Source organism: Paenibacillus sp. J22P143 (genome assembly GCF_059692035.1).
Genome location: NZ_JCAUAQ010000004.1, coordinates 96641 through 123638, shown reverse-complemented (window position 1 = coordinate 123638; position 26998 = coordinate 96641). Strand labels below are relative to the sequence as shown.

General features: G+C 44.2%; 33 protein-coding genes and 1 tRNA gene. 18 read left to right on the top strand and 16 right to left on the bottom strand.

Going from position 1 to position 26998, the window contains the following annotated elements:
- The first annotated feature begins 1 nt into the window (after nt 1).
- From AC58PQ_RS09740 to AC58PQ_RS09730, 3 genes are all read left to right on the top strand, one after another.
- Nucleotides 2-2008: a methyl-accepting chemotaxis protein gene (locus AC58PQ_RS09740; RefSeq protein ID WP_497241753.1), complete on the top strand. Its 2007-nt coding sequence runs from the start codon at nt 2-4 to the stop codon at nt 2006-2008.
- Nucleotides 2009-2065: 57 nt separating this feature from the next.
- Nucleotides 2066-2344 (top strand): DUF2277 domain-containing protein, encoded by a 279-nt coding sequence (locus tag AC58PQ_RS09735; RefSeq protein WP_497241752.1) that lies wholly within the window; start codon nt 2066-2068, stop codon nt 2342-2344.
- 139 nt (nt 2345-2483) lie between these two features.
- Nucleotides 2484-3227 (top strand): DUF1906 domain-containing protein, encoded by a 744-nt coding sequence (locus AC58PQ_RS09730; protein WP_497241751.1) that lies wholly within the window; start codon nt 2484-2486, stop codon nt 3225-3227.
- Nucleotides 3228-3295: 68 nt separating this feature from the next.
- Here AC58PQ_RS09730 and AC58PQ_RS09725 read toward each other — a convergent pair whose 3' ends face one another.
- A complete protein-coding gene (locus AC58PQ_RS09725; RefSeq protein WP_497241750.1) occupies nt 3296-4435 on the bottom strand; it encodes a hypothetical protein in 1140 nt (379 codons plus the stop codon).
- A 190-nt stretch (nt 4436-4625) separates the two neighbouring features.
- Between AC58PQ_RS09725 and AC58PQ_RS09720 the strand changes: the two genes are divergently transcribed.
- A complete protein-coding gene (locus AC58PQ_RS09720; protein WP_497241749.1) occupies nt 4626-5456 on the top strand; it encodes an alpha/beta hydrolase family protein in 831 nt (276 codons plus the stop codon).
- 330 nt (nt 5457-5786) lie between these two features.
- Here AC58PQ_RS09720 and AC58PQ_RS09715 read toward each other — a convergent pair.
- Nucleotides 5787-5859, bottom strand: a tRNA-Val gene (locus AC58PQ_RS09715).
- 360 nt (nt 5860-6219) lie between these two features.
- On the opposite strand from AC58PQ_RS09715, the gene AC58PQ_RS09710 reads away from it, so the two are divergent.
- Entirely contained in the window at nt 6220-6414 is a 195-nt protein-coding gene (locus AC58PQ_RS09710; RefSeq protein ID WP_028558119.1) for a hypothetical protein, read from the top strand.
- Nucleotides 6415-6459: 45 nt separating this feature from the next.
- Here AC58PQ_RS09710 and AC58PQ_RS09705 read toward each other — a convergent pair whose 3' ends face one another.
- The 3 genes from AC58PQ_RS09705 to AC58PQ_RS09695 form a co-directional block, all read right to left on the bottom strand.
- A complete protein-coding gene (locus tag AC58PQ_RS09705; RefSeq protein ID WP_497241748.1) occupies nt 6460-6759 on the bottom strand; it encodes a hypothetical protein in 300 nt (99 codons plus the stop codon).
- 197 nt (nt 6760-6956) lie between these two features.
- Entirely contained in the window at nt 6957-7160 is a 204-nt protein-coding gene (locus AC58PQ_RS09700) for an alpha/beta-type small acid-soluble spore protein (RefSeq protein ID WP_497241747.1), read from the bottom strand.
- A 162-nt stretch (nt 7161-7322) separates the two neighbouring features.
- Nucleotides 7323-7484, bottom strand: coding sequence for a hypothetical protein (locus AC58PQ_RS09695; RefSeq protein WP_497241746.1), 162 nt, complete (start codon nt 7482-7484; stop codon nt 7323-7325).
- A 289-nt stretch (nt 7485-7773) separates the two neighbouring features.
- Between AC58PQ_RS09695 and AC58PQ_RS09690 the strand changes: the two genes are divergently transcribed.
- The 3 genes from AC58PQ_RS09690 to AC58PQ_RS09680 all read left to right on the top strand — a co-directional run bounded on the left by AC58PQ_RS09690 (nt 7774) and on the right by AC58PQ_RS09680 (nt 9381).
- Complete coding sequence (locus AC58PQ_RS09690) at nt 7774-8100, top strand: hypothetical protein (protein ID WP_477594483.1); 327 nt, start codon at nt 7774-7776, stop codon at nt 8098-8100.
- A gap of 179 nt (nt 8101-8279) precedes the next feature.
- Nucleotides 8280-8831, top strand: a complete 552-nt coding sequence (locus tag AC58PQ_RS09685) for a superoxide dismutase family protein (RefSeq protein ID WP_497241745.1) — start codon at nt 8280-8282, stop codon at nt 8829-8831.
- Between the two features lie 22 nt (nt 8832-8853).
- Nucleotides 8854-9381 (top strand): hypothetical protein, encoded by a 528-nt coding sequence (locus tag AC58PQ_RS09680; protein ID WP_497241744.1) that lies wholly within the window; start codon nt 8854-8856, stop codon nt 9379-9381.
- A 77-nt stretch (nt 9382-9458) separates the two neighbouring features.
- Here AC58PQ_RS09680 and AC58PQ_RS09675 read toward each other — a convergent pair whose 3' ends face one another.
- Nucleotides 9459-9884, bottom strand: coding sequence for a CBS domain-containing protein (locus AC58PQ_RS09675; RefSeq protein ID WP_477594477.1), 426 nt, complete (start codon nt 9882-9884; stop codon nt 9459-9461).
- 99 nt (nt 9885-9983) lie between these two features.
- Between AC58PQ_RS09675 and AC58PQ_RS09670 the strand changes: the two genes are divergently transcribed.
- Both AC58PQ_RS09670 and AC58PQ_RS09665 read left to right on the top strand, forming a co-directional pair.
- On the top strand, nt 9984-10442 hold the full coding sequence (locus AC58PQ_RS09670; RefSeq protein WP_497241743.1) for a divergent PAP2 family protein: 459 nt from the start codon (nt 9984-9986) through the stop codon (nt 10440-10442).
- Nucleotides 10443-10523: 81 nt separating this feature from the next.
- Nucleotides 10524-10961 carry a GNAT family N-acetyltransferase gene (locus tag AC58PQ_RS09665; RefSeq protein ID WP_497241742.1) on the top strand — a complete coding sequence of 146 codons (438 nt, stop codon included), beginning with the start codon at nt 10524-10526 and terminating at the stop codon, nt 10959-10961.
- Here the strand turns inward: AC58PQ_RS09665 and AC58PQ_RS09660 are convergent.
- Nucleotides 10958-12271 (bottom strand): ATP-binding protein, encoded by a 1314-nt coding sequence (locus tag AC58PQ_RS09660; protein ID WP_497241741.1) that lies wholly within the window; start codon nt 12269-12271, stop codon nt 10958-10960. The two genes, AC58PQ_RS09665 and AC58PQ_RS09660, sit on opposite strands and share 4 nt — an antisense overlap.
- Nucleotides 12272-12750: 479 nt before the next feature.
- The gene (locus tag AC58PQ_RS09655) at nt 12751-13503 is read right to left on the bottom strand and encodes an MBL fold metallo-hydrolase (RefSeq protein ID WP_497241740.1); all 753 of its coding nucleotides are present in this window, start codon (nt 13501-13503) and stop codon (nt 12751-12753) included.
- Between the two features lie 136 nt (nt 13504-13639).
- On the opposite strand from AC58PQ_RS09655, the gene AC58PQ_RS09650 reads away from it, so the two are divergent.
- The 3 genes from AC58PQ_RS09650 (at nt 13640) to AC58PQ_RS09640 (ending at nt 15643) form a co-directional block, all read left to right on the top strand.
- Entirely contained in the window at nt 13640-14539 is a 900-nt protein-coding gene (locus AC58PQ_RS09650; RefSeq protein ID WP_497241739.1) for an alpha/beta hydrolase, read from the top strand.
- Nucleotides 14540-14620: 81 nt separating this feature from the next.
- Nucleotides 14621-15238, top strand: coding sequence for a stalk domain-containing protein (locus AC58PQ_RS09645; RefSeq protein WP_497241738.1), 618 nt, complete (start codon nt 14621-14623; stop codon nt 15236-15238).
- 90 nt (nt 15239-15328) lie between these two features.
- Entirely contained in the window at nt 15329-15643 is a 315-nt protein-coding gene (locus AC58PQ_RS09640; protein WP_477595221.1) for a DUF1292 domain-containing protein, read from the top strand.
- Between the two features lie 61 nt (nt 15644-15704).
- Here AC58PQ_RS09640 and AC58PQ_RS09635 read toward each other — a convergent pair whose 3' ends face one another.
- Nucleotides 15705-16124, bottom strand: coding sequence for a DUF1885 family protein (locus AC58PQ_RS09635; protein ID WP_497241737.1), 420 nt, complete (start codon nt 16122-16124; stop codon nt 15705-15707).
- Between the two features lie 85 nt (nt 16125-16209).
- A complete protein-coding gene (locus tag AC58PQ_RS09630) occupies nt 16210-17679 on the bottom strand; it encodes an aminotransferase class I/II-fold pyridoxal phosphate-dependent enzyme (protein ID WP_497241736.1) in 1470 nt (489 codons plus the stop codon).
- A gap of 173 nt (nt 17680-17852) precedes the next feature.
- On the opposite strand from AC58PQ_RS09630, the gene AC58PQ_RS09625 reads away from it, so the two are divergent.
- Entirely contained in the window at nt 17853-19118 is a 1266-nt protein-coding gene (locus AC58PQ_RS09625) for an MFS transporter (protein WP_497241735.1), read from the top strand.
- A 33-nt stretch (nt 19119-19151) separates the two neighbouring features.
- Nucleotides 19152-20321, top strand: coding sequence for an MFS transporter (locus AC58PQ_RS09620; RefSeq protein ID WP_497241734.1), 1170 nt, complete (start codon nt 19152-19154; stop codon nt 20319-20321).
- Between the two features lie 93 nt (nt 20322-20414).
- On the opposite strand, the gene AC58PQ_RS09615 is transcribed toward AC58PQ_RS09620, so the two are convergent.
- From AC58PQ_RS09615 to AC58PQ_RS09595, 5 genes are all read right to left on the bottom strand, one after another.
- Nucleotides 20415-21071, bottom strand: coding sequence for a TetR/AcrR family transcriptional regulator (locus tag AC58PQ_RS09615; RefSeq protein WP_497241733.1), 657 nt, complete (start codon nt 21069-21071; stop codon nt 20415-20417).
- A gap of 38 nt (nt 21072-21109) precedes the next feature.
- Nucleotides 21110-22141: an ABC transporter permease gene (locus AC58PQ_RS09610; protein WP_497241732.1), complete on the bottom strand. Its 1032-nt coding sequence runs from the start codon at nt 22139-22141 to the stop codon at nt 21110-21112.
- Nucleotides 22138-22866 (bottom strand): ABC transporter ATP-binding protein, encoded by a 729-nt coding sequence (locus AC58PQ_RS09605; protein WP_497241965.1) that lies wholly within the window; start codon nt 22864-22866, stop codon nt 22138-22140. The genes AC58PQ_RS09610 and AC58PQ_RS09605 overlap by 4 nt, the downstream gene beginning before the upstream one ends.
- Nucleotides 22867-23042: 176 nt before the next feature.
- On the bottom strand, nt 23043-23720 hold the full coding sequence (locus tag AC58PQ_RS09600) for a hypothetical protein (protein WP_497241731.1): 678 nt from the start codon (nt 23718-23720) through the stop codon (nt 23043-23045).
- A gap of 111 nt (nt 23721-23831) precedes the next feature.
- The gene (locus AC58PQ_RS09595) at nt 23832-24470 is read right to left on the bottom strand and encodes a YktB family protein (protein WP_497241730.1); all 639 of its coding nucleotides are present in this window, start codon (nt 24468-24470) and stop codon (nt 23832-23834) included.
- 196 nt (nt 24471-24666) lie between these two features.
- Between AC58PQ_RS09595 and AC58PQ_RS09590 the strand changes: the two genes are divergently transcribed.
- The gene (locus AC58PQ_RS09590) at nt 24667-25512 is read left to right on the top strand and encodes a stalk domain-containing protein (RefSeq protein WP_497241729.1); all 846 of its coding nucleotides are present in this window, start codon (nt 24667-24669) and stop codon (nt 25510-25512) included.
- A gap of 65 nt (nt 25513-25577) precedes the next feature.
- Here AC58PQ_RS09590 and AC58PQ_RS09585 read toward each other — a convergent pair whose 3' ends face one another.
- Nucleotides 25578-25694: a YjcZ family sporulation protein gene (locus AC58PQ_RS09585; protein WP_497241728.1), complete on the bottom strand. Its 117-nt coding sequence runs from the start codon at nt 25692-25694 to the stop codon at nt 25578-25580.
- A 188-nt stretch (nt 25695-25882) separates the two neighbouring features.
- On the opposite strand from AC58PQ_RS09585, the gene AC58PQ_RS09580 reads away from it, so the two are divergent.
- Both AC58PQ_RS09580 and AC58PQ_RS09575 read left to right on the top strand, forming a co-directional pair.
- Nucleotides 25883-26113: a DUF6953 family protein gene (locus AC58PQ_RS09580; RefSeq protein ID WP_497241727.1), complete on the top strand. Its 231-nt coding sequence runs from the start codon at nt 25883-25885 to the stop codon at nt 26111-26113.
- A 191-nt stretch (nt 26114-26304) separates the two neighbouring features.
- Nucleotides 26305-26901: a YkzI domain-containing protein gene (locus AC58PQ_RS09575; protein ID WP_497241726.1), complete on the top strand. Its 597-nt coding sequence runs from the start codon at nt 26305-26307 to the stop codon at nt 26899-26901.
- Nucleotides 26902-26998 lie beyond the last annotated feature (97 nt).

The window sequence follows — 26998 nt, the reverse complement described above, 5'->3', positions numbered from 1 at the left end:
CATGGCATTTAAATCAATCAAGCACAAAATTATTTGGCCTTTAATGATTGTGTTGTTAGCAGTGTTCGTTGGGACAGCGACAATTACGTATCAACAGACGGCTGAAAGTCTTCATCAAAAAGGTTTTACGACGCTAGAAACGGCTCGAATCGGAATCGAAAACGCTTTAATCGCGAGGAAAACAACGGAAAGTGTGATGGAGAAGGAAATGGTTGGACAAGCGGCCCTTCTGTCGTATATGTACGATAAAACTCCTATGACCTATAAGCAAGCTGTCGAATTAGCTGAGCGCTCCGGTATAGATGAGTTTTGGATTACCAATGCACAGGGACAGTTGGTGATGACGAATGCCGGCGAAAAGATAGATTTCAATTTCGGTGCTGATCCTAAGAATCAAGCCTATGAGTTTATGGATTTAATAACGGGTAAGCAGAAAATAGTCACACAGCCAGCTCAGAAGCGAAGCATCGATCCTAAGGTGTATAAATATGTCGGAGTTTCCGGTTGGTCATCTCCACGCATTGTACAAACAGGAAGAGATGGCGCCGCACTAACGGAACTCGATAACAAAATAGGAGCGAAGCCGGTCCTGACTCAATTAAAGTCGGAGCTTGGCGGAGATGTGCTATTCGCGGGCGTCGTTGATTCCACGGGTAAGCTCGTTGCTTCATCTGATGATGCCATTACGCAATTAGACGCGGGGCTGCTTGACTCTCTAAACGTGAGTCTTACAGCAGAGCACAAAGCGTACGAGACAATGTCGCATAATGGAACAAAAGCCAAGTATTACTTTAGAGCGTTGTCGACGGGGCAAGTGCTTGTACTGGCACTGTCGGAGCAGGTTTTGACCAACTTCTTTTACTCCACATGTATTGCCACATTGGCAGGCTTACTGATTGCATGGGCTGTATTGTTTTACATCGTCAGTCGCCAGTTCAAAAGGCTGGAGAGACTGCAATCTGCCATGGTTGCGATTGCTCAGGGGGACGGAGATTTAACGAGAAGGCTTCCCGATACTTCGATGGACGAAATCGGCAGATTGTCGACTGCGACAAATCAATTTATTGAGAAAATACATACGATCGTCAAGGATGTTAAACTATCTGCGAGTTTGAGCAAAGGTAATGCCGATCATATCAAAGATTCGATGAATCAAACAAATACGATTTCATATGAAATCAATACAACCATCCACGAATTGGCAACGGCCGCTGCGAGTCAAGCGGAAGTCGTGGAGGATGGGATGAAGGGCGTACACGAATTGGCGGAATTGATTGATGACACCAAAGAACATGTTCAAATTCTACAGAATAATAGTGCGATTATTCGCGAGAAGGAAGAGCGCGGCGCTGAATCGATGCGAGCGATGATCGATTTGATCCGCAATAATGTTACCGTGACCAAAAACGTAGAGTCCAGCGTAAGCAAACTTATGCAGGATATTGATGCCATCAAAGAGATGGTCACCACGATTCATTCCATCTCGCGACAAACGAATTTACTTGCGCTTAATGCTTCGATTGAGGCAGCCCGGGCAGGCGAAAACGGCCGTGGATTCGCTGTAGTCGCTGCTGAAGTGAGAACTCTTTCTGTTCAAGCGGGAGAGGCATCTGAGCATATTCAGACGTTGATTGAAAATGTTTTGCATTCTGCACAGCAAACATCTGCTGCGATGGAGCAGTCGCTTCACATCGTAAGTTCGCAGGAAGAGAACGCAGGAGAGACGTCGGATACATTTGATTTCATTCATACCTCTTTGCAGCAAATCCATGAATCGATTGAAAAGATCACGGCAGATATGGAACATGTAGATAACCGTAAAAACAAAATTGTTGGCTTTATCGAGCTTTCCTCCGCGAGTTCCGAAGAAACGGCAGCAAGTTCCGAGGAAGTATTGGCTAGCGTAGAGACGTTGGGACAGATGTTTAATCGTGTTCAAAAAGAAACGGTAGAGCTTCACGATCAGATGACAAGCTTGCAGGAAGTGGTTAATAGATTTAAGGTATAATAGTGGAACAAGTTTTTATTTATTCTATGGGCTGTGTATAGCCCGAAGGAGTACACGATGTGCCGAAATATTAAGCCGCTTTTCAACTATGAACCGACAGTAACGGAAGATGAGATTCGGGCGGCGTCGCTGCAATTTGTGCGCAAGATCTCCGGGTTTACGGAGCCTTCCAAAGTGAATGAAGCTGCATTCCAGCAGGCTGTTCATGATGTAGCTGCGGTAGCTCAAAAGTTAATGGATGCCTTGGTAACCCATGCAGAGCCTCGCAATCGTGAGGTAGAAGCGCAGCGCGCCAAGGAACGAAATGCGATCCGTTTTGGTACGAAAGAAGTTTAATAGATAGAAAGAATTGGCTTTTCTCTTCGGAGAGAAGCCTTTTTTCGTGCCCGAGTTCGCGACTCTAGATTCTAGCTAGTGTCGCGTGAGTCTAGTTCTGCATATGTTAGATTACGAACTCGAAAGTAGGTGAGTGCAAGTGACGAAAGGGTTTGATTGTTCAACACCGCTTACGGCACAAAAAGCGGCTGCTTTCGTCGGACAAGGTTATACATTTGTCGCCAGATATTTGGTGCCAAGTGGTGCAAAGGCATTAACGAAATCGGAGGCTGACGCCATTAGTGGAGCTGGCTTACAGCTGGTCTCTGTTTTTGAGACAACTGCGAGTCGTGCACTTGGAGGAAGAAATGCTGGATTGGCAGACGGAGCAACTGCCTTACAAGTTGCAGCGCAAGTAGGCCAGCCGGAGGGAAGCTGTATCTATTTTGCTGTTGATTTTGATGTATCTACTGCCCAAATGCCAACGGTCATTGCCTATATTCAAGCAGCAAGTGAAGCTACGCCTGCATTTACAACGGGAGTATATGGTTCATATGCTGTAATGGAGGCTGTGCATGCCGCAGGTGCCTGTTCTCATTTCTGGCAAACATATGCATGGAGCGCAGGGAAGAAATCGACGTTCATCCAGATCTATCAATATTTAAATGATGTGATGGTGAATGGTATTGCGATTGATTATGATGAATCTTATGGGAATGAAGGCTGGTGGAATTCACTTGTAATTCCGGAACCACCTAGTTATCCGCTTTCTATTCATGATGCCAATGCGATCATCCCTTTCCTCTCAGCCGGATATTCAGCAACGTCCTCAATCGCTGCACAAGAAGAATTTCATCGACTTGCCAATGAATTACGTAAGATGTCTGGACAATCCTTGCAATAATTGTGGGAATAGGAAAATATGAATAAAGCCCGGCTGCTCTGGATGAATCCAAAGTGGCCGGGCTTTATTCATTGAATAACCGCGCTGCGTATGTACCACCGATCTTGCAGGGAGGCGCGTTCTAGATGGAAAAGCACCCGCCGACTAGACACCGCGGAAGCTCTAGCCGCAGTCATCGTCACGTTGACTGCGGTGTCGAGCTGCAGGAGCTGGGATGCATCCTGCTCCGGGAACTTGGACAGGCGGCGCATGCTTCGCACATGCATCGCCTGTTCTTGCCCTGTGGTGACCTGCAGCAGCTGCAGGTCACCTTGATGTGCTGCGCTGATCCACACGTCGATCAGCTCCCAGGGTGAGAGCTTGCTGACGTAGTCCAGCAGCAAGCCTGCGGCTCGGTGCACCATGACCTGGTGCGCCGGATCCATGGAGCGGGAGCCGTGGGTCACGCTCCCGAGGAAGTGAATACAGAAATGACCGTTGAAGTCATTTCCAGGTATTCCATCACCGCCGTGCGGCATGCCGTGCATGGAGGCGGCGAGTGTGCGGCCATTCAGCTTGACAAGGACCGCGCGGCGGTCCCAGCTCCATTTGCCGCCATAAATGCTTTTGAGCGTCGCAGAGTCGGTTTTGGTGAGCGGCTGCACATCCGCATGATGGGAGCCAGCGCGACGCTGCCCTTCGAAGCTAAGGCCACTCTCTACATCGAGGACGGTGAAAGAACTATATTTGGGAAGCACGAGGCTTGCTTCCTCCCAGGTGAGCAGCTCGCCATAATGCTTGGCACGGATTGCTTGAACCTGTGACTGAAGCGTCTCCTGCGCTTTGCTCGAGAGCTTGATGATTTGCTTCGCGGCCAAATCGATGACCTCGCCAGTTGGGGTCAGACCCAAGAGCATGGATTGATCGTTTTTGATATATCGGAGTGTGGTGTCTGGCAGTAGAGGTTCTAAATAGGGATCTCCCATTGTGCCCGCTTCTATCGCTCGTTGTAATGATTTATCTACAAAAGTCAACTCTGTTTGATAGACAGCTCGAGGAGATGATTTAACAAGCAATTGAATCGAGTCGGAATCAGCAGATACTTCCCGATGCAGCGGCAGGATACTTTCAGCCTGGGTGCTAGCAGCTAACCCTTGACTCAAAAGGAGCGTAAGAAGGAATGTGACAAGTAGTTGTCGCTGCCTGATAAGAGATCGGACTGAAGACACGTGAGGGCTTCCTCCTTTTTCGGTTAGGTATATTGTCATAGCTATGCTAAGTGTTTGCTTTTTTGCATGAATTTATAAAAGCATATTGTAGATCGTGGAGTGGAGTACTCCTTGTTCGAGTTCGATTGTGATAAAATAACAAAAGAATACGAGTGACCGAATAATTTGGAATGAAAGGAAGGAATTTCACATGGAAGAACCTACAGGGATACCTTTTGAATTACATATCACCGACCAGCGGGTCGTGCGAGGCGATGTTTACAAAGCCAAAACCGCACCAAGTAAAGGGACACTACTATTATGTCACGGCTATAAAGGCTTCAAAAATTGGGGGATGTTCCCGCATGTGGCTAACGAATTAGCTGAAGTTGTGGATGTCGTTGCGCTGAATTTTTCCCATAATGGTATGGGTGAAAACTTGATGGATTTTACGGAGCTTGAGAAGTTCGCCCGTGATACCTACTCCAGGGATCTTGAGGACTTACAAGTTGTCATTTCTGATATTCACAAGAATGAGGTGACGGTGAAACCGATCTTGTTGCTAGGTCATAGCAGAGGGGCTGCTGTGAGCTTGATCTACGCGTTAGATCATCCCGAGGATATTACGGGAGTCATCAGTTGGAATGGCATTGCCCATGTGGATTTGTTCACACCTGAGAATAAATCAGAGATGAGGGCCACAGGCCGCTCCTATACCTTGAATGGGCGAACGAAACAGATGATGCCGCTCGATCTCGAGATTCTAGAAGATATGGAACGAAATCAAGAGAGATTTGATATTATTGGTAGGGTCAGTGGAGCCACTTTTCCAATTACACTTATTCAAGGAACAGCGGATGGTGAACGGGGGATTCGGGGTTCAGAGAATTTGGTGGCTAACAATGCTAATATTCAGTGGGTGAGGATTCCTGGGGGGAATCATACCTTTGGTAGTGTTCATCCTTTTCAGGGTGAGACACAGCCTTTGAGAGAGGCAATTGTCGAAACGAAACGAGCGATACGGGGGATGTTGGAGTTGTAATAGGGGTATCAAATGGGCTTTCCGGAAGTAGATGAATCTACTTTTGGAGAGTTTTTTTTAATTCTAGTTTAGTATACACGACCTACGATCCAGTTAAGAAAACGGAAGAGGAGAAGCGATCTCAGCTGCACAAAACCTGAAGATAGGCTGGAAAGGGAAGTGGTATTGCATTATGGGGAAGATCAATTCAAATTGAACAAATAGTATATTGATTTGGTACCCATCTCGTACCCAAAACACTTAAATAATCATCTGTTATAATTGTATTTTAACTACTGTTTCAAATCAGAAAACCCGCAAAGCGCAAGGCTTCACGGGCTTCTCTTCGTATGACCTGTAGTGGGCTCGAACCACTGACCCCTACCCTGTCAAGATAGTGCTCTCCCAGCTGAGCTAACAAGTCGTTTATGGATACAGTTAGTAATATACCAAGAATTCGAGAGATTGTCAATTGAAGGGCGGTGTTATTTCTGCCAGAAAAAGATCAGTTTATGCAGGAAAGTAAAGGGCTTTCGCTTCTTTTTGGACCGCGGAATATAGGAAGTGGGTTGATCTTCTGTAAGTGTTGAATCTGATGTTTTCGGGAATAGAATGGAGCGCTCTTCGTTCGATATACCCTGTGATGTCATCGCAAATTGTCAGCCTCTCTGGTAATGAATGTGAAGTTAATGTATCATATCCATGCGATGTTTCCTAGTATAGCTTTCATCTTTCGTGAATTTATGGTAACTTGAGATCATTAGAGTTTGGGAGGAAAAAGGTTATGACGAAACAACAGCATCGTTGGAATTTACGTTTGAAGAGTAGTAATGTGTATTTAGGCACTGTGTATCTAGGCGATCCGCTACCTGAAGTGGAAGATGTGATCATGATCGGCGAAAAAAAATATACGATTCTTGAGCTCGGTAGTACACGTGATGCAAGTGATGTTTTCGTTGAAGAAGTTAAGAAGAAGTAGTTGAAATAAGCGAAAGAGCTGATCTAATGATTAGCTCTTTCATTTTTATGTAATATTGTATAAGGACGCAAGGCTATCAACAAACATTTTGTTATATTCTTCGCGGGAAAGATCTTTACTGCAAGCGATATCTCTTCCTAAAAATTGAAACCAGGTAATTTCTGTTTTATCTTTTTTGTAGACAAACTTTCCGTTTTGAATAAGGAAGGTATCATTTTCGAAAAAAGGTACTTTGTCAAATTCAAGGGCAGATTCGTTTTGTTTTTCGCTAACTAGTGTGGCCAATAGAATTAGCATGCGGTAGGGATCACGGAAAATTTCATATTGCGTGGTCATTGGTTCCATTGGTTCAACACTCCTTTTTCGGGGATAGAGGCAAGGTAATCATACTAAAACTTGGTAATTATTTATAGAGGTTTGGGGAAACTGGTGAGGAAATTGTAGGGAAATCGGAGGATATTTAAAAAAAAGAAAAAGACTGAAGTCACTCTAAGGAGGATCGAGTGATTCAGTCTTTTTGAGCTTGCTCCTACATCAAAGGATTAGCGTTTGTAGCCGCCTAGAGATTGTTCAGCCATTTGCACTAATCTTTTTGTGATGGTGCCACCGATTGAGCCAGCATCACGTGTTGATAAATTACCGTTGTAACCAGAAGGGGAGAGAGGGACACCAATTTCCTGAGCGACTTCATACTTCATTTGATCAAGTGCTGCCTTTGCTTGTTGTACGACTAAAGTTTTAGCCATTCAAAATCATCTCCTTTTTTTTGGTACACCAGTATTATTTGAATGTTCAGAATATTTATTCGCGGTAATCAATAAAATTTCAAAAAAATTTTTATGTAAAATCAATAAACCCCCAACGGTTAAGTTGAGGGGGATATTTGATACATTATGATAACGGTTACATTATTCTTCTTCGGATTGTTCGCTTTCTTCCTCTGCAGCAGCTGCTTCTTCAATCGCTTCAGCGATTTCTTCTTCAGCCTCTTGACTCACCACTTCTTCAGTGGATTCAGCAGAGATTTCTTCTTGCTCATTTTGTTGTACTACTTCTTCCTCTTGGCTCATTTTTTGTCACCTCCTCTGATACGTATAGTAACATTGTATCAGTTCTACTAGGTTATACAAGTAGGTTGGAAGCCAATCTAGCAGATTTAATGTAATCTTGATTGATTTGTCATACTTTAGGGAATAATCGATGCGGAATAGGTCGAATAAGCAGAGAAAACCCGCTATTTTCGCGGGTTTCAGCGATTGTGCATGTTTTGTTTTTCTATGAATATAAATAAGGTTATACAACAATATTTCATGATTTACTATGCTGAGTTTCTATGAAAACCGCTTAGGAGGAATCCGAATGAATCGGTCGGATGTTATTTTAGAGTTACAACTTGTACCAGAATTATTGAAACAAGCAGAAGCCATTTATGTCGATGCCGTATCTGAATTGAACTGGGCTAAGCATATGCTTCTTACCAAGGAGTATGAAGTGATAGGTGAAGGGATTGTTACAGGGAAAAATGAATTGCAACGACAAGCGGAATTATGGCCGTACACGAAAGATTTACAGAAGCAGGTTCTACAGATGGAAGATGCGGTTGAACATACGAAGGTTGAGTTTCACTTCTACAAACGGAAATTAGAAAATCTTCAAATCATCGCCAAGCTCATGACCATTTTATAATTTTCCAAGAAGTTGAACAATGAAGAAGGGGCCTGTGATCGAAAGATTGCAGGTTTTTTTATTTTGGTATCGGAAGTTTTTAAAAATTTTATGGTAAAAAGGGGGTTACCGTGCAGGGCAGTTGTGCATCCTAAGGGTAGAATATACCAATGTGTGGTGTTACAGGAGGATTGTACAATATGAAATCAGTTCAAATCATGGTGACAGCTAGCCTAGGTTTCCTTCTATTGACAGGTTGTCAAGCTGCCAGAAGCACCTCTGTATCTGAGGCGTCTCCGACTCCAGAATCGATCAGTGTTGCGCTCATTGGAGCGAACAATCAATCGGTAGGGTCGGCGCAATTAACCGCTGTCAAAGATGGTGTGCAGCTGGATGTACAGGTTAGCGGGCTTCCTCCTGGTGTACATGGCTTACACATCCATGAGAAAGCGATGTGTGAAGCGCCAACATTTGATTCGGCAGGTGGACATTTCAATCCACAGATGAAAGAACATGGCTTCTTGAATCCCAAAGGGGCTCACGCGGGGGATCTGCCTAATCTCATTGTAGATGCACAAGGCAATGGGAAGTTCAGCGCTGTAACAAAGGCGGTCGTATTGGAAAAGGACAAGCCAAATTCGCTTATAAAAACGGAAGGATCTAGTTTGGTTGTTCATGAGAAGGCAGATGATTTGAAGACGGATCCATCCGGCAACTCGGGTAAGCGGATTGCTTGCGGTGCTGTGAAATAAGGGAAGGAAGGGTTTCGACAACATGATTAAAACACAGGATCTCAAGCTGCAAATGGATGAATTGACAAAACAAAATGATATGGTTCTGATTGAACTAGAGCAGGTCAAAAAAATGTTGATCTTAAGTGCTCAAGGCTCTCAAGGCTCCCAAGCTCAAGCTCAAGACAGCCAAGGGCAGCAGGCTTCCTCTGGCAGCAGTGATTCCGCGCAAGATGAATCAGCGGCGAAGAGCACCTCTCAAAGTCAAAACCAAGATCAAAGCCAGGGTCAAGACGAAAGTCAGAGCCATAGCCAAAGTCAGAATATGAAATCAGGCCAAAGTGATTCGAATAATCAGCAAGTAACTGATTTAGCGAATGAACTTTTGAAAATTAAAGATTTAGTTGTGAAGCTTGAACAAAAAACATCGCACTACGTCAGCAGTCAGTCAAATGGCTCGCTGACCGAGAAAGATGCGGTTAATCTCATTCTGACGCTAATGAATGGCATGGTAGACTGGGCGAGTGAATTCGTATCATCCAAAGCTTCCTCCAATGGCAAGATTCAATAACGGAATGGTTTGAAAAAAAAGTAAAAAGGCTGAGTGAATTCAGCCTTTTTACTTTTTTTTATAAGTAATTAATTAAATTAGGGCTGTATGGCTTTGGTTTTAAAGTTCATCTGCTTTGCACAATACTCAATAATCTCACTCCGCCGAACGATCCCAATGAATTTATCGGAATCATCAACGACAGGTACGAAGTTTTGTACTTTAGCCAGATCAATCAGATCCACCATGTCTGCATGAATATGAACCGGTTTATTTTTAACTCGCAAAGGAACTTCTTCAAGCACATGCCGGTGAGCATTCTCAAAACCGATATGCTCTGAATTTTTGAGAAACCAAAGTAAATCCCCTTCCGTAATGGTTCCTACATAATGACCATCATCGGACAGAATCGGGACAGCGGTATATCGATGATACTCCATGCGCTCCAACGTTTGTCGAAGGGTTGCTTGTGGAGTCGTGGTAATGACTTCGGATTTAGGTAATAGGAAAAAGGCGATATTCATCAGGCACACTCCTTACATAAGAATCAATGTGTCTAGTATATCAAACTTTGCGCATAGAATCTAAACCTGTGATGGATGCTAGTAGTGAGGTGAACGGAAATGAATCGAGCATTGACTACAGCTGTGATCGGTATTGGTGCCGCTCAAGCCATCAAAGTACCTTTAACGTATGTGTTCAGTAAAAAATGGGATTGGTCACAATTGGTTCAAACGGGTGGGATGCCGAGTTCACATTCTTCAGGTGTTACGGCATTGGCCACATATATCGGGATGAAAAGAGGCGTTTCTGCCATAGATTTTGCGGTATGCTCCGTATTCGGGGCTGTTGTCATGTATGATGCGATGGGCATCCGCAGATCGGCTGGCGAGATAGCGGTTGAAGTGAATGATCTAGACGAGCAAGTGGAACGAATTGCCCGGCAGCATCCTGGGTTGTATCATGCGAGAAGGCGCAAAGCTTTGAAGGAACGATTAGGGCATTTACCGCGGGAGGTAGCCGTTGGCGCTCTCTTAGGGTTTGCCATTGGAGCTTGCAGCTATTTATTGGACCGAAAATAAAGTCGTGATCCGTGTACATGTGGACAACATTTCCGGAATGGGATAAGATCAAGAAACGATCTTAGAGAGGAAGAAACCCACATGGAAACTACTCGTGTTACGACAATGGAGCAACTGAAAGCTTGCTTTGCTGTCCGATTTAATGTGTTTGTCGATGAACAGCAAGTACCGGCTCACCTTGAGATGGATGAGAAGGATGGATCGCCGGAAGCGTGTCATCATTTTCTCATTGTAGATGGAGAAGTCCCAATTGCCACATCCAGATGGTATGAATATCAAGAGGCAACAGCCAAATTACAGCGTGTTGCCGTCTTAAAGGACTATAGAGGGCGATCTCTGGGGAAACAACTAATCCTTGCTATGGAACAACAGGCTCTTGAGTTAGGTTGCAAATATGCGATTCTCGATGCGCAATGCCAAGCAGAAGGCTTTTACAGCCAGTTGGGCTATCAAGTAATCTCAGATGAGCCTTTCTATGATGCAGGCATTCTACATGTCAGAATGAAGAAAACACTTTAACTTACAGCTGCATTGTCATTCCCGGATGTCATACTCACGGCAAGTGGAAAGGTAAGAATAAATCGTGTGCCTATACCGAGCTCGCTTTCCACTTCCAATGTACCATGATGATCCTGTACAATTTTATAACAAATGGATAAACCTAGACCGGTGCCTGTTTCTTTGGTAGTGAAGAAGGGATGGAAAATTTTCTCTAGCTGATCACTCGGAATGCCAGGTCCGTTATCCGCAATGATTAAAGTCGCGTTCTTCTGATCGCGGCTTAATTTCATGTGGATAGAGCCATTTGCTTCCATCGCTTCACAAGCATTTTTCATCATGTTTAAAATAAGCTGTATCATTTTATCTTTATCCATAAGCATGAGAACGGCATAGGACGAATCATGAAAATGTATTTCATGTCCAGAACTGGTAGCTTCGGATTCAATAAGCGAAATAACTTTCAAGACACATTCGTTCAGCGAATGGGTTTGAAAGATGGTTTGGTGCGGCTTGGAAAATTGCAAGAACTCGCCGGTCAAATCGCTCATCCGATCGATCTCTTCCATGATCAATCTATACCAACTTTTAATATTGTAATCGTTTGCTTTTGATAATTGCAAAAAACCTTTGACCGTTGTCAGGGGATTTCGAATCTCATGAGCCATTCCCGAAGCTAGTTCTCCGACGACACGCAGTTTTTCTGACCGTTGCAGTTGTTCTTCACGTTTTAACCAAGATTCACGTTTCTTCATAAATAGATTATGCTCAGCGTGCAAAATAAGATCATCTTTCGTCAAGGCATCTTGCGGAAAAATAGCAAACCCATATGTATTTTGAATGCCTGTAAGCTTAGGAAGCTCAGAATCCAACTTCTGTTGAAAAGAAGCAGTTGTTAGAAAATCCTTATGAAGCGGCATGACCACAGCGAATTCATCTCCACCATATCGTGCAATATAGAGTGCATCTTTGAATAATATTTGCAGAAGATCAGCCATTTGCTTCAGAACAAAGTTACCTGCCTGAAAGCCTCCAGAAGTATTCATGGCTTTCAGATCTGTACAATCGATAAGAAAAAGCACAAGTGGCTGATGAAGCTTGATTTGTTGCTCAAGTCTCCTGTGGCATTCTTCATAGTTATAAAGACCGGTTAGCGAGTCTTTTTGCGTTATTAAATGGCGTTCATTGCGAATGCGTTCTGTTTTTCCGCTTCGTAAGAAAGCAGCTCGTGTTAACAAGGTAACTGCTGTGAAGTCAAGGATACTTGTTAATCCGAACATGGATTCTTTTGTCGCAGAATGTGTTATGAAATTGACTATGGATAAATACATTATCATAAAACCTGCTGAAAGAAACCACGCTTTCTGTAGGTTTTCTTCTTTATAAGTATGGCGTGCCAGTGTTATTAAATATAGGGGATAGCATAAATTAGATTGACCAATTGCATGAAGCGATCCGATGATGAGGAGTTGAATCCATGACATGGCAGGATGTGAAGATTGAAAACGAACAGATAGGACATATAGACAAACAGCTATAAGTAGTAAAGGGATGTTTAGCACTGATTGTAGATATATAGTATATAGGCCATAGAGTATGACATAAGCATAATAAACCCCATTGATAATCACCGTATCATCTCCCAAATCGAAATATCCGCCGTTCACTCACTCTTGTGACATGTTCTATACTAGTCATAAAATCCCTGCTGTTCTCGAAAAAAAAATGAAAAAAAATGAGAAAAAAAGGGGAATTTATCGAAAAAAGCCTTGAGAATAAATATTCTCAAGGCTTGGGGCGAAAATTTAGATTAATCGAAGATTTCGATGATGTCATGTTTGTGGATAAAGGTCATGTGACCTGTGTGACCGATGTAGTTCGGCATGTGATCGTCATAGTGCATCAGATAGACGAGTTTCTGAATTTCTTCTGGAAGGGTAAGAAGTTCGTCTAATGTTGTGTGAACATAACCAGGTCCACTTAATTGACAATCGTGAAAAATGGTGTGACAATTTCTTGTATGTATAACCTCATTAATAAGAAATTCCTTATTAAATTGCATGTCCGCGCTATAGAAAGTTCGATGATTGATAAAGATCGAATAGTTCAGTTTTTGGGCAATATGAAGTGTGGGTATGATTTCAAGGGTAAGCTCAGGCGAGATTTCAAATGGTATATTCTCATGCAGAAAGACAAGCTCGAAATAATCTTGGAGCTGGTTGAAGCCTTCCGCGGGATTATGTAGACCGCCTTTCAAGGAATTCTCCCAAAGCATATGTGCTAATTCCTCGGTTAAGTAAAGCTTCGTTCGCTTCCGGTTATATTGATAGAACAAACGGAAGGCCACTTCTTCAAGGCCGCCAATATGATCAGCGTGTATATGCGAAATGAGAATACCATCTATTTGGTCCAGTGCTATACCAATTTCATAAAGTGATTTAGGTATAGTAGAACCACAATCAATGAGCGTATTGGTGTTCGATGATTTGATTAATGCACTCGTATTGTAATACATTTTGGAAAAGGCACTGCCGGTTCCCAACATTTGAATTTGCAAACTCATTCAGCAGCCTCCAATTTTCGACAAAAACCCATCTTTTTCTAATGTAACATGGGAGGTTGCAGACTTTCAACCTATATATATGGAATTACAAAAACCGTATAGCTAAAGTACTCGAATAGAAGGTGTTGATTTCTCAATGAATTGGATGCTTATATCCCTTATTTTTTTGCTCATCCTGTTAGGTTTAGTTGGACTATCAACGTATGTAGGATGGCAGTTAACCCACCCAGAGCGGAAGCCGGTAGATGATACACCCGAAAATTATTTCATGCAGCGAATCGATGTTAAATTTCTGAGCCGAACGCCAGGTGTCATGTTAGACGGCTGGTACCTGAAGTCCCCTAACGCGCCATCAGCCTCTACTGCCATGACTGTCATCATGTCTCACGGCTATGCGGGAACACGACTGGAGAAGGGACTCCCTGCCTTATCGTTAGCTCAAGCGCTTGTGAGCGCAGGTCATCATGTACTCATGTTTGATTTTCGGAATTCAGGACTTTCTGAAGGGAAGACAACAACGATAGGTTTGTTAGAAAAGGAAGATATCCTCGGCGCGATAGATTGGGTGAAAACGCAAGCTAGCATCCCAACGAAAATTACTTTACTTGGTTTTTCCATGGGCGGCACTTCATCCTTAATGGCTGCAGCGGAAGAGAAAGCCGTATCAGGTGTCATTACGGATAGTGCTTTTAGTCAATTAAGTCCTTACCTAAAAGAAAATCTACCTGTGTGGTCTAAGCTCCCGCGAATCCCTTTTACACCACTGATTTTATTTATTCTGCCGAAGTTGATCGGTGTAAACCCACATGCCGTTGATGCATTAGCTGCAGTCGATCGAATTTCGCCAAGGCCTGTGTTATTCATTCATAGTCAGGACGACCCTGCTATTCCTTTTGAGAATAGTGTCCAGATGTATATGCGACATCCTGAAGAGTTTGAGCTATGGCTCACACAAAAAGCGGGGCACGTAGGCTCCTTTCAGCTGGAAACAGAAGCGTATATTGCGCGTGTTCTGAATTTTATAGCAAAATTATAAAATCATCGCAACTCTTCATAACCATCGGCGTATAAAGATGCAGACAGACAGATGACTAACGAGGTTGGAGGTTAAAAAGAGATGAAAGTTCAGCGCATTTTTACGTTGATGGTTGTGTTCTTTGTTTTAAGTACGGCTGCGGTGGTAGCCTCGTCGATATGGGGGGAATATAAAGGATATAATATCGCCAGGCTAGTCATTAACAATGAAACGAAGGAATTCGGAGATTCTGATGTTCCGCCCCTCATTGTGGACGGCAAGACAGTGCTGCCTTTACGTGCAATGAGCGATGCACTACAAGCTTTGTTAAAGTGGGAAGATTCAAGTAAAACGGCCTACTTGTTCAAACCGAATGTACATATGTTCTTTACATCGGAAGTTCGTAAAGATTCGTCTATCGTTCCTTTCAGCGTTGTAGCTCGAGGAGATGATGTGAACTTCACTGTATTCACGCAAGTGGATAACTTGAAAACGAGCATTAATTCTGTTCGCGTTTCTATTGTTTCTCCTAGTGGAAGTAATGTAATTGCCCCTGTAGAGAAATCAATTTCAGATTCCAAAGCGTCGTTTTGGTTGAAAGTTCCTTTATATGGCGTTTCCTTTGATGAAGCGGGCACGTATGTTGTTAAATTTGCTATGCAGCAAAGTGGAAGCGGCGAGTATTCGGTCGTTTCAGAAAAGCAAATTCAATCCGAGTAAAGCAAGTGGGCATAAACTGGTTTGACCTCTTATTATGAAAATGTTAGGATATTTAAGTAACTTATTACTTTATGAAATGAGGTTCTGCCTGTGAGCGATGAGAAGCATGATCATGTGCACGGCCCGGACTGTGACCACGATCACGACGAGCAAGGGGAAGATGTTTTTATCGTAACGGACGAGAACGGTGTAGAACATGAAATGGTCATGGTATATACCTTCCAATCTCAGGAGCAAGCGTATGCTGTTTTACTCGATCGTAATGATCCTGAAGCAGACGGCGTCATTTTCCGCGTTGAAGAAGAGGACGAAGATGCTTTCCTCGTCAACATTGAAGATGAAGCAGAGTGGGAACGTGTGGTAACGATTTACAATGAAATCGTGGCTCAAGAAGGCGAAGAATAAGAGCTATACATAAGAACCCCCTAGCAGAGTGATCTGTTAGGGGGTTTCTGTTTGTAACAATTCATTTTCTAGGATTGAAATACATAATTCTACCGTTAAATAGATGAAGTTCAGCTTTCAGAAGTTTGCCCAGATATTTGCAGAATTCATTACCCTTGCTCTTGTCACCATGTGTGGCATTGTCGGGTAATACGAATTGCACGTACTGGCGCTCCTGCTCCTGGTTTTGTTCAGAACCGACTCCAACCACAATCGCATGGTATAAGGGATTGATACCCTTCAGATAAAACCATTTGCCCTCGCCTTCCGGTTTCGTCTCAATCGTATAAGGGAATCCGGCTTCGTCATACTCCCAACCGAGCTGCTTGGCAGTAAGACTGAGTTGATCGCGATAATGCAGAAGCTTTTCCTTGAGTTCATCCAAGGTGAGTGCGGAGACAGTAGATCCTGTTACGAATTTAATATAAGCGCTTTGAGCCATTCCTTGATCACCTCATTCGCAAAACATCACCCATATCATAGCATCATGTAAACGGTTTTACAATATATCCCTCGTGGTAGAGAGATTAGAAGATCGCTTGTGTTTCTACGATAACTTTTACCTGTTGAACACTGCGATCCTCAGGCCCTTTGACAGGTAATCCGACTTCCACATGCTCAACAATGTAGTCAATCAACTCTTGCGTAATGACTTCACCTGGAAGCAAAATGGGGATGCCTGGCGGGTATACATAAATGAACTCTGCAATGATACGATCAGCCGAGTCTTTGAATGGCAGTATTTCAGTTTCGCCATAGAAAGCATCGCGCGGCGTTAGGGTTAGTTGCGGGATAGCAGGAACCTTGATGACAACTTCTTTCACTTCTACAACATCATCATTGATATGTGACAGTTCTCTTAAGGCCGTGAGTAAGATGTCGACATTCTCTTGCGTATCTCCGGGAGTGAAGAGACAGAGGATGTTGTACATGTCACTCATCTCGACTTCGATATTGTAGTGTTCACGCAGCCAGTTCTCGACTTCAAATCCAGTTACACCTAGCTTACGGACATGTACACAGATTTTGGTAGGATCATAGGCGTAAGTGGCCTCATCGCCGAGAATTTCTTCCCCGAAGCAATAGAGGTTAGGAATCTCGTTGATTTGTTTTCTCGCATAGTGAGCAAGCTCGATTGTGCGTTCTGCCATTTCGCGTCCGTTAATAGCAAGATGTCGGCGAGATGTATCTAATGAAGCGAGTAAAATATACGAAGTTGATGTCGTTGTCAGCATCGAGATAATCGTCTGGATTCGTTTCGGATTCACACGATTTCCTTTGACATTGAGAACTGAGCTTTGCGTCATGGAACCGCCAAGCTTATGTACACTCGTTGCAGCCATATCAGCTCCAGCTTCCATCGCGGACATCGGCAGCTTTTCGTGGAAATGAGTGAGCACACCATGCGCTTCATCAACAAGAACTGGGATGTTATAGCTGTGAACCAGATCAACGATCTCTTTGAGGTTCGTACATACGCCATAATAAGTTGGATTGATGACAAGCACGGCTTTCGCGTCTGGATGTTTCTCGAGTGCACGGCGGACGGAGCGAGTCGGTATGCCATGATCAATACCTAAGTTTTTGTCGCGAGCAGGTTGGATAAAGACGGGCTTAGCTCCAATGAAAATAATTGCGGCTAGTACGGATTTATGGACATTCCGTGGCACGATAATTTTATCGCCTTCGGAACAGACCGTCATAATCATCGTCATAATCGCGCCGCTTGTACCTTGCACGGAGAAAAACGTGTGATCCGCGCCAAACGCATGTGCAGCCAGCTTCTGAGCTTCTTCAATGACTCCCATCGGTTGGTGGAGATCATCTAGGGGTGCTATATTGATAAGATCGATGGACAGGGCGTTGTCGCCAATGAAAGCACGAAACTCCGGGTCCATGCCGACTCCTTTTTTATGGCCAGGAATGTGAAACTGAATTGGATTTCTTTCCGCATGCGCAAGCAATGCAGAGAACAGGGGTGTACGGGTATGATCCACCTGATTATCGCTTCCCTTCTATCGTGGATTGCTTGTCCTAAAGAAAGCAACAAACAAAATGAGTATATCAAACTAGAGATTTCATGCAAGTTAATTTTTTCAAAATAGTTTGCTCCAAACGGGGTCAAACTAACAGTAAGATGTGTAAATAGGCAATTTAAAGGAGAAATCGGATGGTTTGGATGCAAAAATGGCGGAAAAATCGGTTATTTTCCCCATTTGTGATGGAATTGTTAATTATTATGTTTGTCGTCGAATTTGTAAAGGGCGCTTTACTTTTAACCATTTTACCAGTTTATATGAAAACGACGCTTGGTGCTTCTGCTTTTATCATCGGATGGACGCTTGCCGCCCAATATATTGGTGATAATGTATTACGTACACCCGTTGGGTGGATCATTGATAGGCTTGGATATCGTGTAACGATGCTAACAGGTGTTTTATTGACATTCCTGTCGGTTATCATTATGGCAATCACAACCCAGTATAGCTGGATGATTATCGGTTGTGCGCTCCTTGGGTTCGGGACGGCACCTTTATGGCCCTGTGTAATCACGGGAACGACAGAGGTGGCAGGGGATGATAGTAAAGCAACGATCATGAGTGTGGTTTATATGGCATGGCTCACAGGTGTGGGACTAGGTCCTGTGGCGATTAATTTCTTCGTTGGTGAAAATAACTATGCTTTTGCATTCAAGCTGCTCATTGGCTGTATGACGTTGGTCGTCCTTGTCGCTCTCATGCTTCCGCGTAAGCAGTCCGTTAACGTAGTGAGTGGTAGTCTTGAAGAGAAGAAGGTCACTACAATGTCGGGGCAAGTAAAAGGACATCGCTGGTTGAATAGTGTGTCTACCTATTTAAGCGAAGTACGCAAATCAATGTCGGTAAGTCCGTTGATGTTTCCCGCTATGTTTGCGCAGACGTTCGCTCTAGGGATTCTAACACCCATTTTAACGCTTTATGCGAAAGATGTATTACAGCTTAGTTCCTTTCAATACAGCATGTTCTTGATCGCTGGCGGTGCGGTAACGGTCATTTTTCTGATTCCAATGGGCAAAATGGTAGACCGTTTGGGGATTCGCCCTTTTTTACTCATTGGATTTACGCTTAGCTCGGCTGCACTGCTGCTTTTTACTTTCGTGAAATCGATGGGTATGCTGTACGCTTTGGTGGCGGTACTTGGCGCAGGCTATGCGTTCATTATTCCATCATGGAATGCATTGATTGCTTCCGCTATTCCACCGGAGAAAAGAGGGGCGGTTTGGGGGTTTTTCCTTACGATTGAAGGGCTTGGGATGATCGTAGGCCCTATCGTCTCTGGGAAGCTATGGGACGAATATGGGTATCACGCGCCTTTCCTCACGAGTGGATTGGTACTCGCTATACTGCTTGTTCTTCAAATGTTCATTTCCATCCCCAAAAAAGGTATGGTACGATAAGGAAAATGAATTGGTTTGGAGGCTTAACGCATCATGAATAAACAGATTGGAGTCATCATGTTGTTGCTGATGACGATCTTTATCGGATTCGGAATTATCATTCCTGTGCTGCCGGAAGTCGTGAATGAAGCAGGAGCGAAGTTCCATAACGCATTACTCTTATCGGTGTATTCTGCGGCTTCCTTCTTGATGTCTCCTATCTGGGGAGGTTTATCAGATCGTATCGGACGTAGACCGATTATCCTAATCGGATTATTAGGCTTTAGTGTGAGCTTCTTGATTTTCGGCTTTGCGAATGATCAGCTATGGATCATGTATGTATCCCGTATTCTAGGCGGCTTATTCTCAGGCGCAGCAACGGCATGTGCTGTAGCTTATGTAGCGGATATTACAACGGCAGAGAATCGGACCAAGGGAATGGGTATGGTTGGGATGTCGATTGGCCTAGGCTTTATCTTCGGACCTGCGATTGGCGGGATTGTCAGCAAATGGGGACCCTACACACCTTTCTTCGTGGCTGCCGTACTATCTTTTGCATCATTCTTATTTGCTGCAGCGATTCTAAAAGAATCCTTGACGGTGGACAAGCGCAGATCCTCGAAGGAAAAAGCTCCATCTCGCTGGACCGCATTCGATGGTGCATCTAAGTATCTGTATGTGTTATCGTTTTTCGTTTCGTTCACTTTGGCGGGACTTGAAGCCACGCTGCAGTATTATCAAATGTCCAAAATCGGCGCCACGCCTTTTGACATTGGGATGATGTTCCTAGCGAGCGGCATCGTCGGTGCCTTGATCCAGGGCGGCGTTGTACGCCGTCTGGTGAAGCAAGGGGCCGAGCAGTACGTCATCGGCATCGGTTTATTGCTCTCAGCAGCAGGCTTCTTCCTGCTGCTGTACTCTAGCAGCGTCGTAACCGCTGCGATTTACTTATCGGTCTTCGGCGCAGGGAATGCGCTGATCAGACCGTGTGTGACGTCGCTGATTACACAGCGCACGAAGGTTGGACAAGGCGTCGCGACAGGCCTCAGCTCCTCCATGGACAGCCTGGGCCGCATTGCAGGCCCACTCCTTGGCGGAGCGGCGTTCGCGATCGCGCATTCGCTGCCGTTCATCATCGGCGGCGTGCTCTGCTTAGCTGCGATCTTGCTGCTGCAGCGCTTCATTCTGGTTGATCGCCAAACTACCACGCAACGAGCGGTATAGCACGTTAACAAAAATCTGCACATTCATTTCTCCTGAAGGAGAGGGATGTGCAGATTTTTGTTTACAACAGTAATAACTGACCATTTCGGCATGTTACCGCGGAGATAAGCCGTACATAATGAAATTGACGGTATAGTCGATTTCTTTCTCTTCATCCCACTCGGCATCGGGAACTAGGAGAAACCGTGCAATGAGAAACCCGATAATCGTGGAAACAATCAGCCGCATCGTAGTGGGTGTTGGGAGGTCAATGATTTGACCTTGCTTCTGGAAATGTCGTATCGCTTTATAGGCCTTCTCCAATACTTGAACAGCTACCATGTCTTTAAATTGTTCGCGAAGCTCGTTGTGGAACGGAATTTCATGCATGAAGATTTTGATCACAGGAAAATGTTTGCGGGCAAATTCTAAGCGATTCACGGTAATCGCGCGTAAGAAGGATTCAACGCTTGGATAATCAGCTTCCAAGACTTTGGTGAAATCTTTAACCGCGAACGGAGCAATGAGTTTGGTCATCATAGGTGCCACGATCGAGAGAAGCAGCTCTTTTTTCGTTTTGTAATGACGAAAGATCGTACCTTCCGCAACGCCAGCCTTCTGGGCAATCTCGCTCGTAGAGGAGCCTGCAAAACCTTTCTCAGAGAAAATCTCCACGGCGGCTTGAACAATCTTAATCTGTTTATCGGTCATTTTCTCTTCTTCGTCGTTCAGACGCAGCAGTTCAGTTAACCACGGCTCGATATCGGACATTGCATTCACCTCTTTTTCTGTTCATAGACATCCATCCATTATATCTTACGATGCTTCTTCAATGCCACAATATTCAAGATCATAAAGACGAGAGTAAATGATGCAAGTACGAGCACATCGAGCCATATGCGATCCCAGCCTGCGCCGCGAATCATAATATTCCGCAGGGCGTCAGCACCGTAATATAACGGCATCAAATGACCGATCCAACGAAGGTATACGGACATTGTATCCAAGCTAAACAATCCGGAGAAGAATACCTGAGGCACAATGATGAGTGGAATGAACTGAATCATTTGAAACTCATTGTTGGCGAAGGCAGAAATCAGCGTCCCCAAAGATAGCGCAGAAAGGGCTAGCAACAGGGTAATGAGTAGGACATACCAGAAGGATCCTACTAACATAAGGCCGAGTACACTGGTTGCAAACCAAGCAATGAGTGTAGCTTGCAAGGTGGTGAAGATCCCAAAGCCGAGGATGTACCCGATGACGATCTCCCATCGGCGCAAAGGGGTAGCGAGTAATCGCTCCAAGGTTCCACCCGTACGTTCTCTCAGGAACGACACACCTGATAGCAGGAATACGAAAAAGAAGACAAAGAATCCGATAAGTACGGGTCCGAAATTATCAAAAGCAGCCATATCAGCTGCGCCGTGTAAATACGTAATTGTAGGCGTTAGAGCTGTTGCGTTGCCAGCTGGGGCTGCGCTCTGTAATGCCTTTTGCAACAAGAAGAGTACAGCTTTATTCTTGGATGGATCACTGCCTTCCAGTGTCAGTTGCGGCGTAGTTCCATTCATGGCAAGCACCGCATCTAAGTTGACATTCCTCAATTCCGATTGGGCATCCTCTGCCGTATAGACGGTAACCTCCGCGTTCAAATCCTGCAGCTTCTGAATAAGTGGGGCAGGGACATTCACGGCTCCAAGTTTAGGGGCGTACGTGTTGCCATTGAAGACTAAAGACATCATGAACAAGATGAGCATGGGGGCAACCAGCATCATCATGAGTGTACGTTTATCATGGAAAAATTGGCGAAGGATGCGAATAACAATGGCCCGAATTCTCATGCCTGAGCACCTCCATAGACTAGGAATGCTTCTTCAATAGTGGAGGAGGAGGTAGCTTTCTTTAACTCCTCTGGCGTCCCTACAGCAGTGAGACTTCCGTCACGAATCATGCCCAGCTGATGGCATTTATCGGCTTCATCCATGACATGTGTGGTTAAAAGAATGGTAGTTCCCTTCAGGCTCAGATTCGTTAGCTCCTGCCATATCGATTTTCGCAAGACAGGGTCAATCCCTACCGTCGGCTCATCGAGAATGAGTATGCTTGGCTCATGAAGCAAGGAAATGGCAAGTGATAAGCGTCGCTTCATTCCACCCGAATAGTTGCTGACTTGCTTCTTCAAATGATCGCTTAAATCAACAAGCTCCATAACAGCTTGAATACGCTGCTTACTTTTGGCTCTGCCCAGTCCATATAAGGCAGCGAAGAACGCCAGGTTCTCCTGTGCGGTTAATTCGGTGTATAAGGCATCTGATTGTGCCATATAGCCGATTTGCGAGAGCATCGCTAGCTGTGGCATCTTCTGGCCGAGCACGTTAACCTGACCGGTTGTAGGGGTGTCAATACCTGCGATCATGCGCACAAGCGTTGTTTTACCAGATCCGGAAGGACCCAGGAGTCCAAAAATTCGCGCACTAGGTACCGCAAGTGTAATGTCTTTCAACACCGTTTTCTCACCAAATTGTTTGCTGACCCCTTGCACTTGAATCGATGTGGCCGACGTCATAGCCTGCACCTCTTTCGAATAATAGTAAAGTGAGTAATCACTCATTTTTCGATCTACCTTCATCATACGACAAATGTATGCCGTTGAGAAGTGAGTAATCACTCATTATCCGAAAATAGGATACCAAAAGAGAGGCATTCCGTAGAATGCCCCTCTTGTTATTCTCATGAAACTTACTATTTCGCCTTTGGTTCCATTTTGTGATCAACCCACTTCTCAATGGATGGTGTTAATTGATCCTTGATGGATACCACTAGCTTGTCTTTGGAAATACCCTTCGCTTGCGCAATCTCAGCCAAAGACTTACCTGCATGCAACTGTGTTCGGAGCTCGTCCTTCGTCATGCCTAGCGATTTGGCGAGCTTCTCCGTATCGGGTTTTAATCCGAATTTGTGCTTGCCGTGTCCGGGATGATGCGCTAACAGGTTCTTCTCATTGAGAATGAACTTGAGGTGCTCCCCGAGCTTTTGCTTCATGTGATCGCCTTGATCCGTCGTTAACTTGCCATCTTTCACGGCCGCTTCAATCTTCGTCGTCCGCATTTGTTGGAGCTTCGCGGTTAAATCAGCTTCCGAAATTCCTTTTTCTGCGGCGAATTCAACAATGCTTTTACCGCTCTTTAGCGATTTGAAGAGGACTTCTTTGTCGACACCGATAACCGTGGCGGATTCTTCAATAATAGGCCACTTCCGTTTATGATGTCCGCCTTGACCATGCTCATCAGCTTGTTGCCACCTAGCGGTTGGCTGCTCGTCAGAATCAGGGTTTTGTGCGACAGCCGTAAGGCTCCCCCCTAAGATACAGGTGAGTGCGATCGAGCTGATTAGCAGCTTTCTCATGTTGATGTTTTCCAATGTGTGCGAGGCCTCCTTTCCTGTTTATTAGGAATTACAGGACTTAGTCTGCGCAGGAAAGCCTCGTTTTAGTTGAATTTAACCTTAATTTAACATAAATTTTTGCTGAAATTAGAGTGATGGCGTGTCCACTGCAAGCTTGTACAAAGGTAGCAGTTTCTCGAAGGTTTGTTCGATCAAGCGCTCGAGTTCAGCGGGATTAGCTAACACGGGGTCATCGAAGCTGAGGTTTCTACCGATGAGCAGCTCGGCTTTTTTGACATCGCGGAAACGAATAAGCGCTTCATTCCAGCCCTTAGTGTCGAGCTTAGACACGGGTGTTGCATCTTTTTTCATATGATCAAAGGATAGTAGGAAATCAGCAGGAATCTCATCGCGAATCTGCTTTAAATTGTTCATGTACGTCTTTGCGATATTACCCTTGTTCGGAAGCTCATAGATAAGTGCAAGCCAGATAAAAACACGATCATCGAAGAGTCCAACTTGGAAGTGAGGAACCTGCTTGTAGCCGCGCTTATTCGGACATATGGCCATCCAGGTATCAACAGGGGGATTGATTTTACGACGTAAATGCTTGGCAATATGCAGGAACATTTCTGTGCCAGATTGCACGGATAATTCTGCTGTTAAAAGATCACCTAGCGATTTAAATTTAGGTTGAATTCGCTCGCGAATGGCAGCCATACGCCCGTCTAAGCCTTCAATAGCGAAGGTATCGAAATCGTGTTGTGTAAATCCTGTAAAACTCATAGTAAATAGATCCTCATTTCACATTCATGTTTCCAACTATTCTAAAGCAAATGAACCCTTCCCGCAATGCATGGGGGAGTTTCGTATTAGGTTTACATAGGTCAAAAGATCGATATTGTCGAATCAAGCAGGGAAATTCAGGAATTTGTCGAATTCTAAAGTCAACGAGCTTTGGAAAGGTACAGGAGGAATGGTTATGAAGAAGATGCCAAAATGGTCAAAAGTTGCAATCATCGGAACACTTATGGGTACATGCTTCGGGGCAGGCGTTTATGCACAGGATGTGCTTCAACGTGTCGATGCGTATCTGAGAAGTGATTATAAGGTTGTCGTCAATGGCCAAGCCGTACAGCTTGCAAACCCGCCGTTGATTTATAATAATTCGAGTTATTTGCCAGTGAAGGAATTAGCTGGCTATCTGGGTGCTGTTGTCAATTGGACGGAGAGCACGAAGACGATTTATGTGAATTCGCGGGTGAATCCGAATCAGCCAACAGAGGGCAATCAAACGAATTATGCCGAAATTGTGCTGCAATATGCTTATTCGCAGTATTTAGATTATCGTGGGGCAACCTATCCCGTGTTGATTAACAACACGGATCAAGCTTATTATCGGTTAAGCGATATTGAGCGAATGGGGATTCGAACCGATGGCTTGCGCAAGGCGAAGGAGAAATTTACAGGTCAATTGTTCGTGAGCGAGACTGAATTGAGAAATGTATGGGGGAACGAACCACCGCAAATATCCTACTCAAATTACGAATCAATTGTCGTAACGGGAGAAAAGGATCCAACCAAACTAAAGGTCTTGAAGGGATTTGTTGATGGATATCGTTATTTCCAGATCAATGACGTGACTTATTCGTGGAATCCCATCATCATCGATAAGCTGACGACCGAAAATTCATACAGTTACTTACTAATGGACAATGGTCACTTCTTTCGAACAACAATCAATTTGAATCAAATTGTAAGATCGGATAATACTTTCGATTATTCGATTGGAAGTTCTTCGAAAGAAGACATCGAGGCTGGAAAGTGAACGAGGTAAACAACTAAAAGGGCAGCTCCTGAAGGGAGGGGCTGCCCTTTCGTATCGGATGAGTATTAAATAACGAACGCGCTAGTGATAATAACCAATAAGATGAAAAGAACTAAGATTGCTGCAGAAGACCCATAACCGCCGCCACAAGCACCGCCAACACCTGCTACGCCATAACCCATTTGATTCACCCTCTCTTTCTTAGACCTGTTCATCCACTTTCGAAATAGCATATGGATTTATGTACGGGATGGAATGGGCCTTTGACGACATCTCACGTGATTGTGCTCGTGTCCCTAGTCAGGTGCGGATTTTGCCAGGATATGTGGTATAATGATCGAATGGACATTGAAGGGAGCTTGGTTAAAGGATGACAGCAAACGAGGTTGCAGAGTGGATGCTTAATGAACTGAAATCGGCGGGAATTTTGTATCAGAAGGACGCTGTTGACTATATTCTTAAGCATTTTGGGGAATCATTTATTTATGTCAATGACAATGGAAATCAAGCGATTTCCAAAGAGGTTAAGAAAATCTTCAAAAAATTACATGGCGGTAAAGCCGCATGGGAACGCGATGGTTTTTTCTGGGGCTGGCACTAATCATAGTTTTGACTAAACATGGGCTGTAGCTGATGGCAAACAGGCATCGGCTTTTTTGTGCGCTTTCTTTTAAAAAAATATCCATAATCCAAGTTGCTAAAACATAGAATTCATAATAAGATAACTGTAAGAACACAAGTTGTCTGAATATTTAAATAAATGGTGTTGCGCCAATTATGGAGGGGATTGCCGTGAGTAAGAGTCATGAAGTGGAGTATTGCAACCTAGAGTTACGATTTGATCGCCGGCTAATCCGGAACTTCATCAAAGCACTCATTCAAGAAGGATATTCGCTGTACTGGAATGAAAGTGAACTTCAGTTTATCATTTCTATTCGAACTGGTCGCAAGCTGATTAAGCTGAAATTCGAACGAATTGGCGAGAAGTATAAAATTGTTGGCAATTATTCATTTAAGGATGAGAAGCTTGCTGAAATGATGGAGAAGCTGATCGGAGATACACGCGGTCATGCTGTTGTTAAAAGATTTAAGGATCGGCAAATTCTCATTGAGAATATTATGTTCGGAGAAATTATCCGTATGGTGGAGATTAGCGGAATCGAGCATAAGGTGCTGTATCAGAAGGAGCCTGCTGTGACCGTAGAAGAAGTCATGCAAGCACTAAGATCGAAGAGGACGGATGAACGCATCCCTATTTTGCGAATGGAGATTGACTATGAACTAGCTACGCTGCAAGATGCCATCTCATCCGGGGATACTAAGGCTGCGATGGAAAGTAAAGTCAAATTGATTGAAATGAGACAAGAAATGCTTCTATTGGAGATGTGAGAATGAATAGTGTGCTGGGATAAAAGAGAGCCTGTATGAACGTATACGGGACTCTCTTTTGTGTGTTTTTAGGGCATGGTAAATCGTGTATTGTTTA

Coding starts and splice junctions, on each gene's coding strand:
- AC58PQ_RS09735 (WP_497241752.1), top strand. CDS start 2,066: ATGTGCCGAAATATTAAGCCGCTTTTCAACTATGAACCGACAGTAACG.
- AC58PQ_RS09615 (WP_497241733.1), bottom strand. CDS start 21,071: ATGTCCGATATCGAGCCGTGGTTAACTGAACTGCTGCGTCTGAACGAC.
- AC58PQ_RS09590 (WP_497241729.1), top strand. CDS start 24,667: ATGAAGAAGATGCCAAAATGGTCAAAAGTTGCAATCATCGGAACACTT.
- AC58PQ_RS09610 (WP_497241732.1), bottom strand. CDS start 22,141: ATGAGAATTCGGGCCATTGTTATTCGCATCCTTCGCCAATTTTTCCAT.
- AC58PQ_RS09585 (WP_497241728.1), bottom strand. CDS start 25,694: ATGGGTTATGGCGTAGCAGGTGTTGGCGGTGCTTGTGGCGGCGGTTAT.
- AC58PQ_RS09740 (WP_497241753.1), top strand. CDS start 2: ATGGCATTTAAATCAATCAAGCACAAAATTATTTGGCCTTTAATGATT.
- AC58PQ_RS09695 (WP_497241746.1), bottom strand. CDS start 7,484: ATGAGCCAAGAGGAAGAAGTAGTACAACAAAATGAGCAAGAAGAAATC.
- AC58PQ_RS09660 (WP_497241741.1), bottom strand. CDS start 12,271: ATGTATTTATCCATAGTCAATTTCATAACACATTCTGCGACAAAAGAA.
- AC58PQ_RS09635 (WP_497241737.1), bottom strand. CDS start 16,124: ATGGCTCAAAGCGCTTATATTAAATTCGTAACAGGATCTACTGTCTCC.
- AC58PQ_RS09675 (WP_477594477.1), bottom strand. CDS start 9,884: ATGAATATCGCCTTTTTCCTATTACCTAAATCCGAAGTCATTACCACG.
- AC58PQ_RS09690 (WP_477594483.1), top strand. CDS start 7,774: ATGAATCGGTCGGATGTTATTTTAGAGTTACAACTTGTACCAGAATTA.
- AC58PQ_RS09720 (WP_497241749.1), top strand. CDS start 4,626: ATGGAAGAACCTACAGGGATACCTTTTGAATTACATATCACCGACCAG.
- AC58PQ_RS09595 (WP_497241730.1), bottom strand. CDS start 24,470: ATGAGTTTTACAGGATTTACACAACACGATTTCGATACCTTCGCTATT.
- AC58PQ_RS09705 (WP_497241748.1), bottom strand. CDS start 6,759: ATGGAACCAATGACCACGCAATATGAAATTTTCCGTGATCCCTACCGC.
- AC58PQ_RS09710 (WP_028558119.1), top strand. CDS start 6,220: ATGACGAAACAACAGCATCGTTGGAATTTACGTTTGAAGAGTAGTAAT.
- AC58PQ_RS09670 (WP_497241743.1), top strand. CDS start 9,984: ATGAATCGAGCATTGACTACAGCTGTGATCGGTATTGGTGCCGCTCAA.
- AC58PQ_RS09580 (WP_497241727.1), top strand. CDS start 25,883: ATGACAGCAAACGAGGTTGCAGAGTGGATGCTTAATGAACTGAAATCG.
- AC58PQ_RS09700 (WP_497241747.1), bottom strand. CDS start 7,160: ATGGCTAAAACTTTAGTCGTACAACAAGCAAAGGCAGCACTTGATCAA.
- AC58PQ_RS09620 (WP_497241734.1), top strand. CDS start 19,152: ATGAATAAACAGATTGGAGTCATCATGTTGTTGCTGATGACGATCTTT.
- AC58PQ_RS09655 (WP_497241740.1), bottom strand. CDS start 13,503: ATGAGTTTGCAAATTCAAATGTTGGGAACCGGCAGTGCCTTTTCCAAA.
- AC58PQ_RS09605 (WP_497241965.1), bottom strand. CDS start 22,866: ATGACGTCGGCCACATCGATTCAAGTGCAAGGGGTCAGCAAACAATTT.
- AC58PQ_RS09665 (WP_497241742.1), top strand. CDS start 10,524: ATGGAAACTACTCGTGTTACGACAATGGAGCAACTGAAAGCTTGCTTT.
- AC58PQ_RS09650 (WP_497241739.1), top strand. CDS start 13,640: ATGAATTGGATGCTTATATCCCTTATTTTTTTGCTCATCCTGTTAGGT.
- AC58PQ_RS09625 (WP_497241735.1), top strand. CDS start 17,853: ATGGTTTGGATGCAAAAATGGCGGAAAAATCGGTTATTTTCCCCATTT.
- AC58PQ_RS09680 (WP_497241744.1), top strand. CDS start 8,854: ATGATTAAAACACAGGATCTCAAGCTGCAAATGGATGAATTGACAAAA.
- AC58PQ_RS09685 (WP_497241745.1), top strand. CDS start 8,280: ATGAAATCAGTTCAAATCATGGTGACAGCTAGCCTAGGTTTCCTTCTA.
- AC58PQ_RS09645 (WP_497241738.1), top strand. CDS start 14,621: ATGAAAGTTCAGCGCATTTTTACGTTGATGGTTGTGTTCTTTGTTTTA.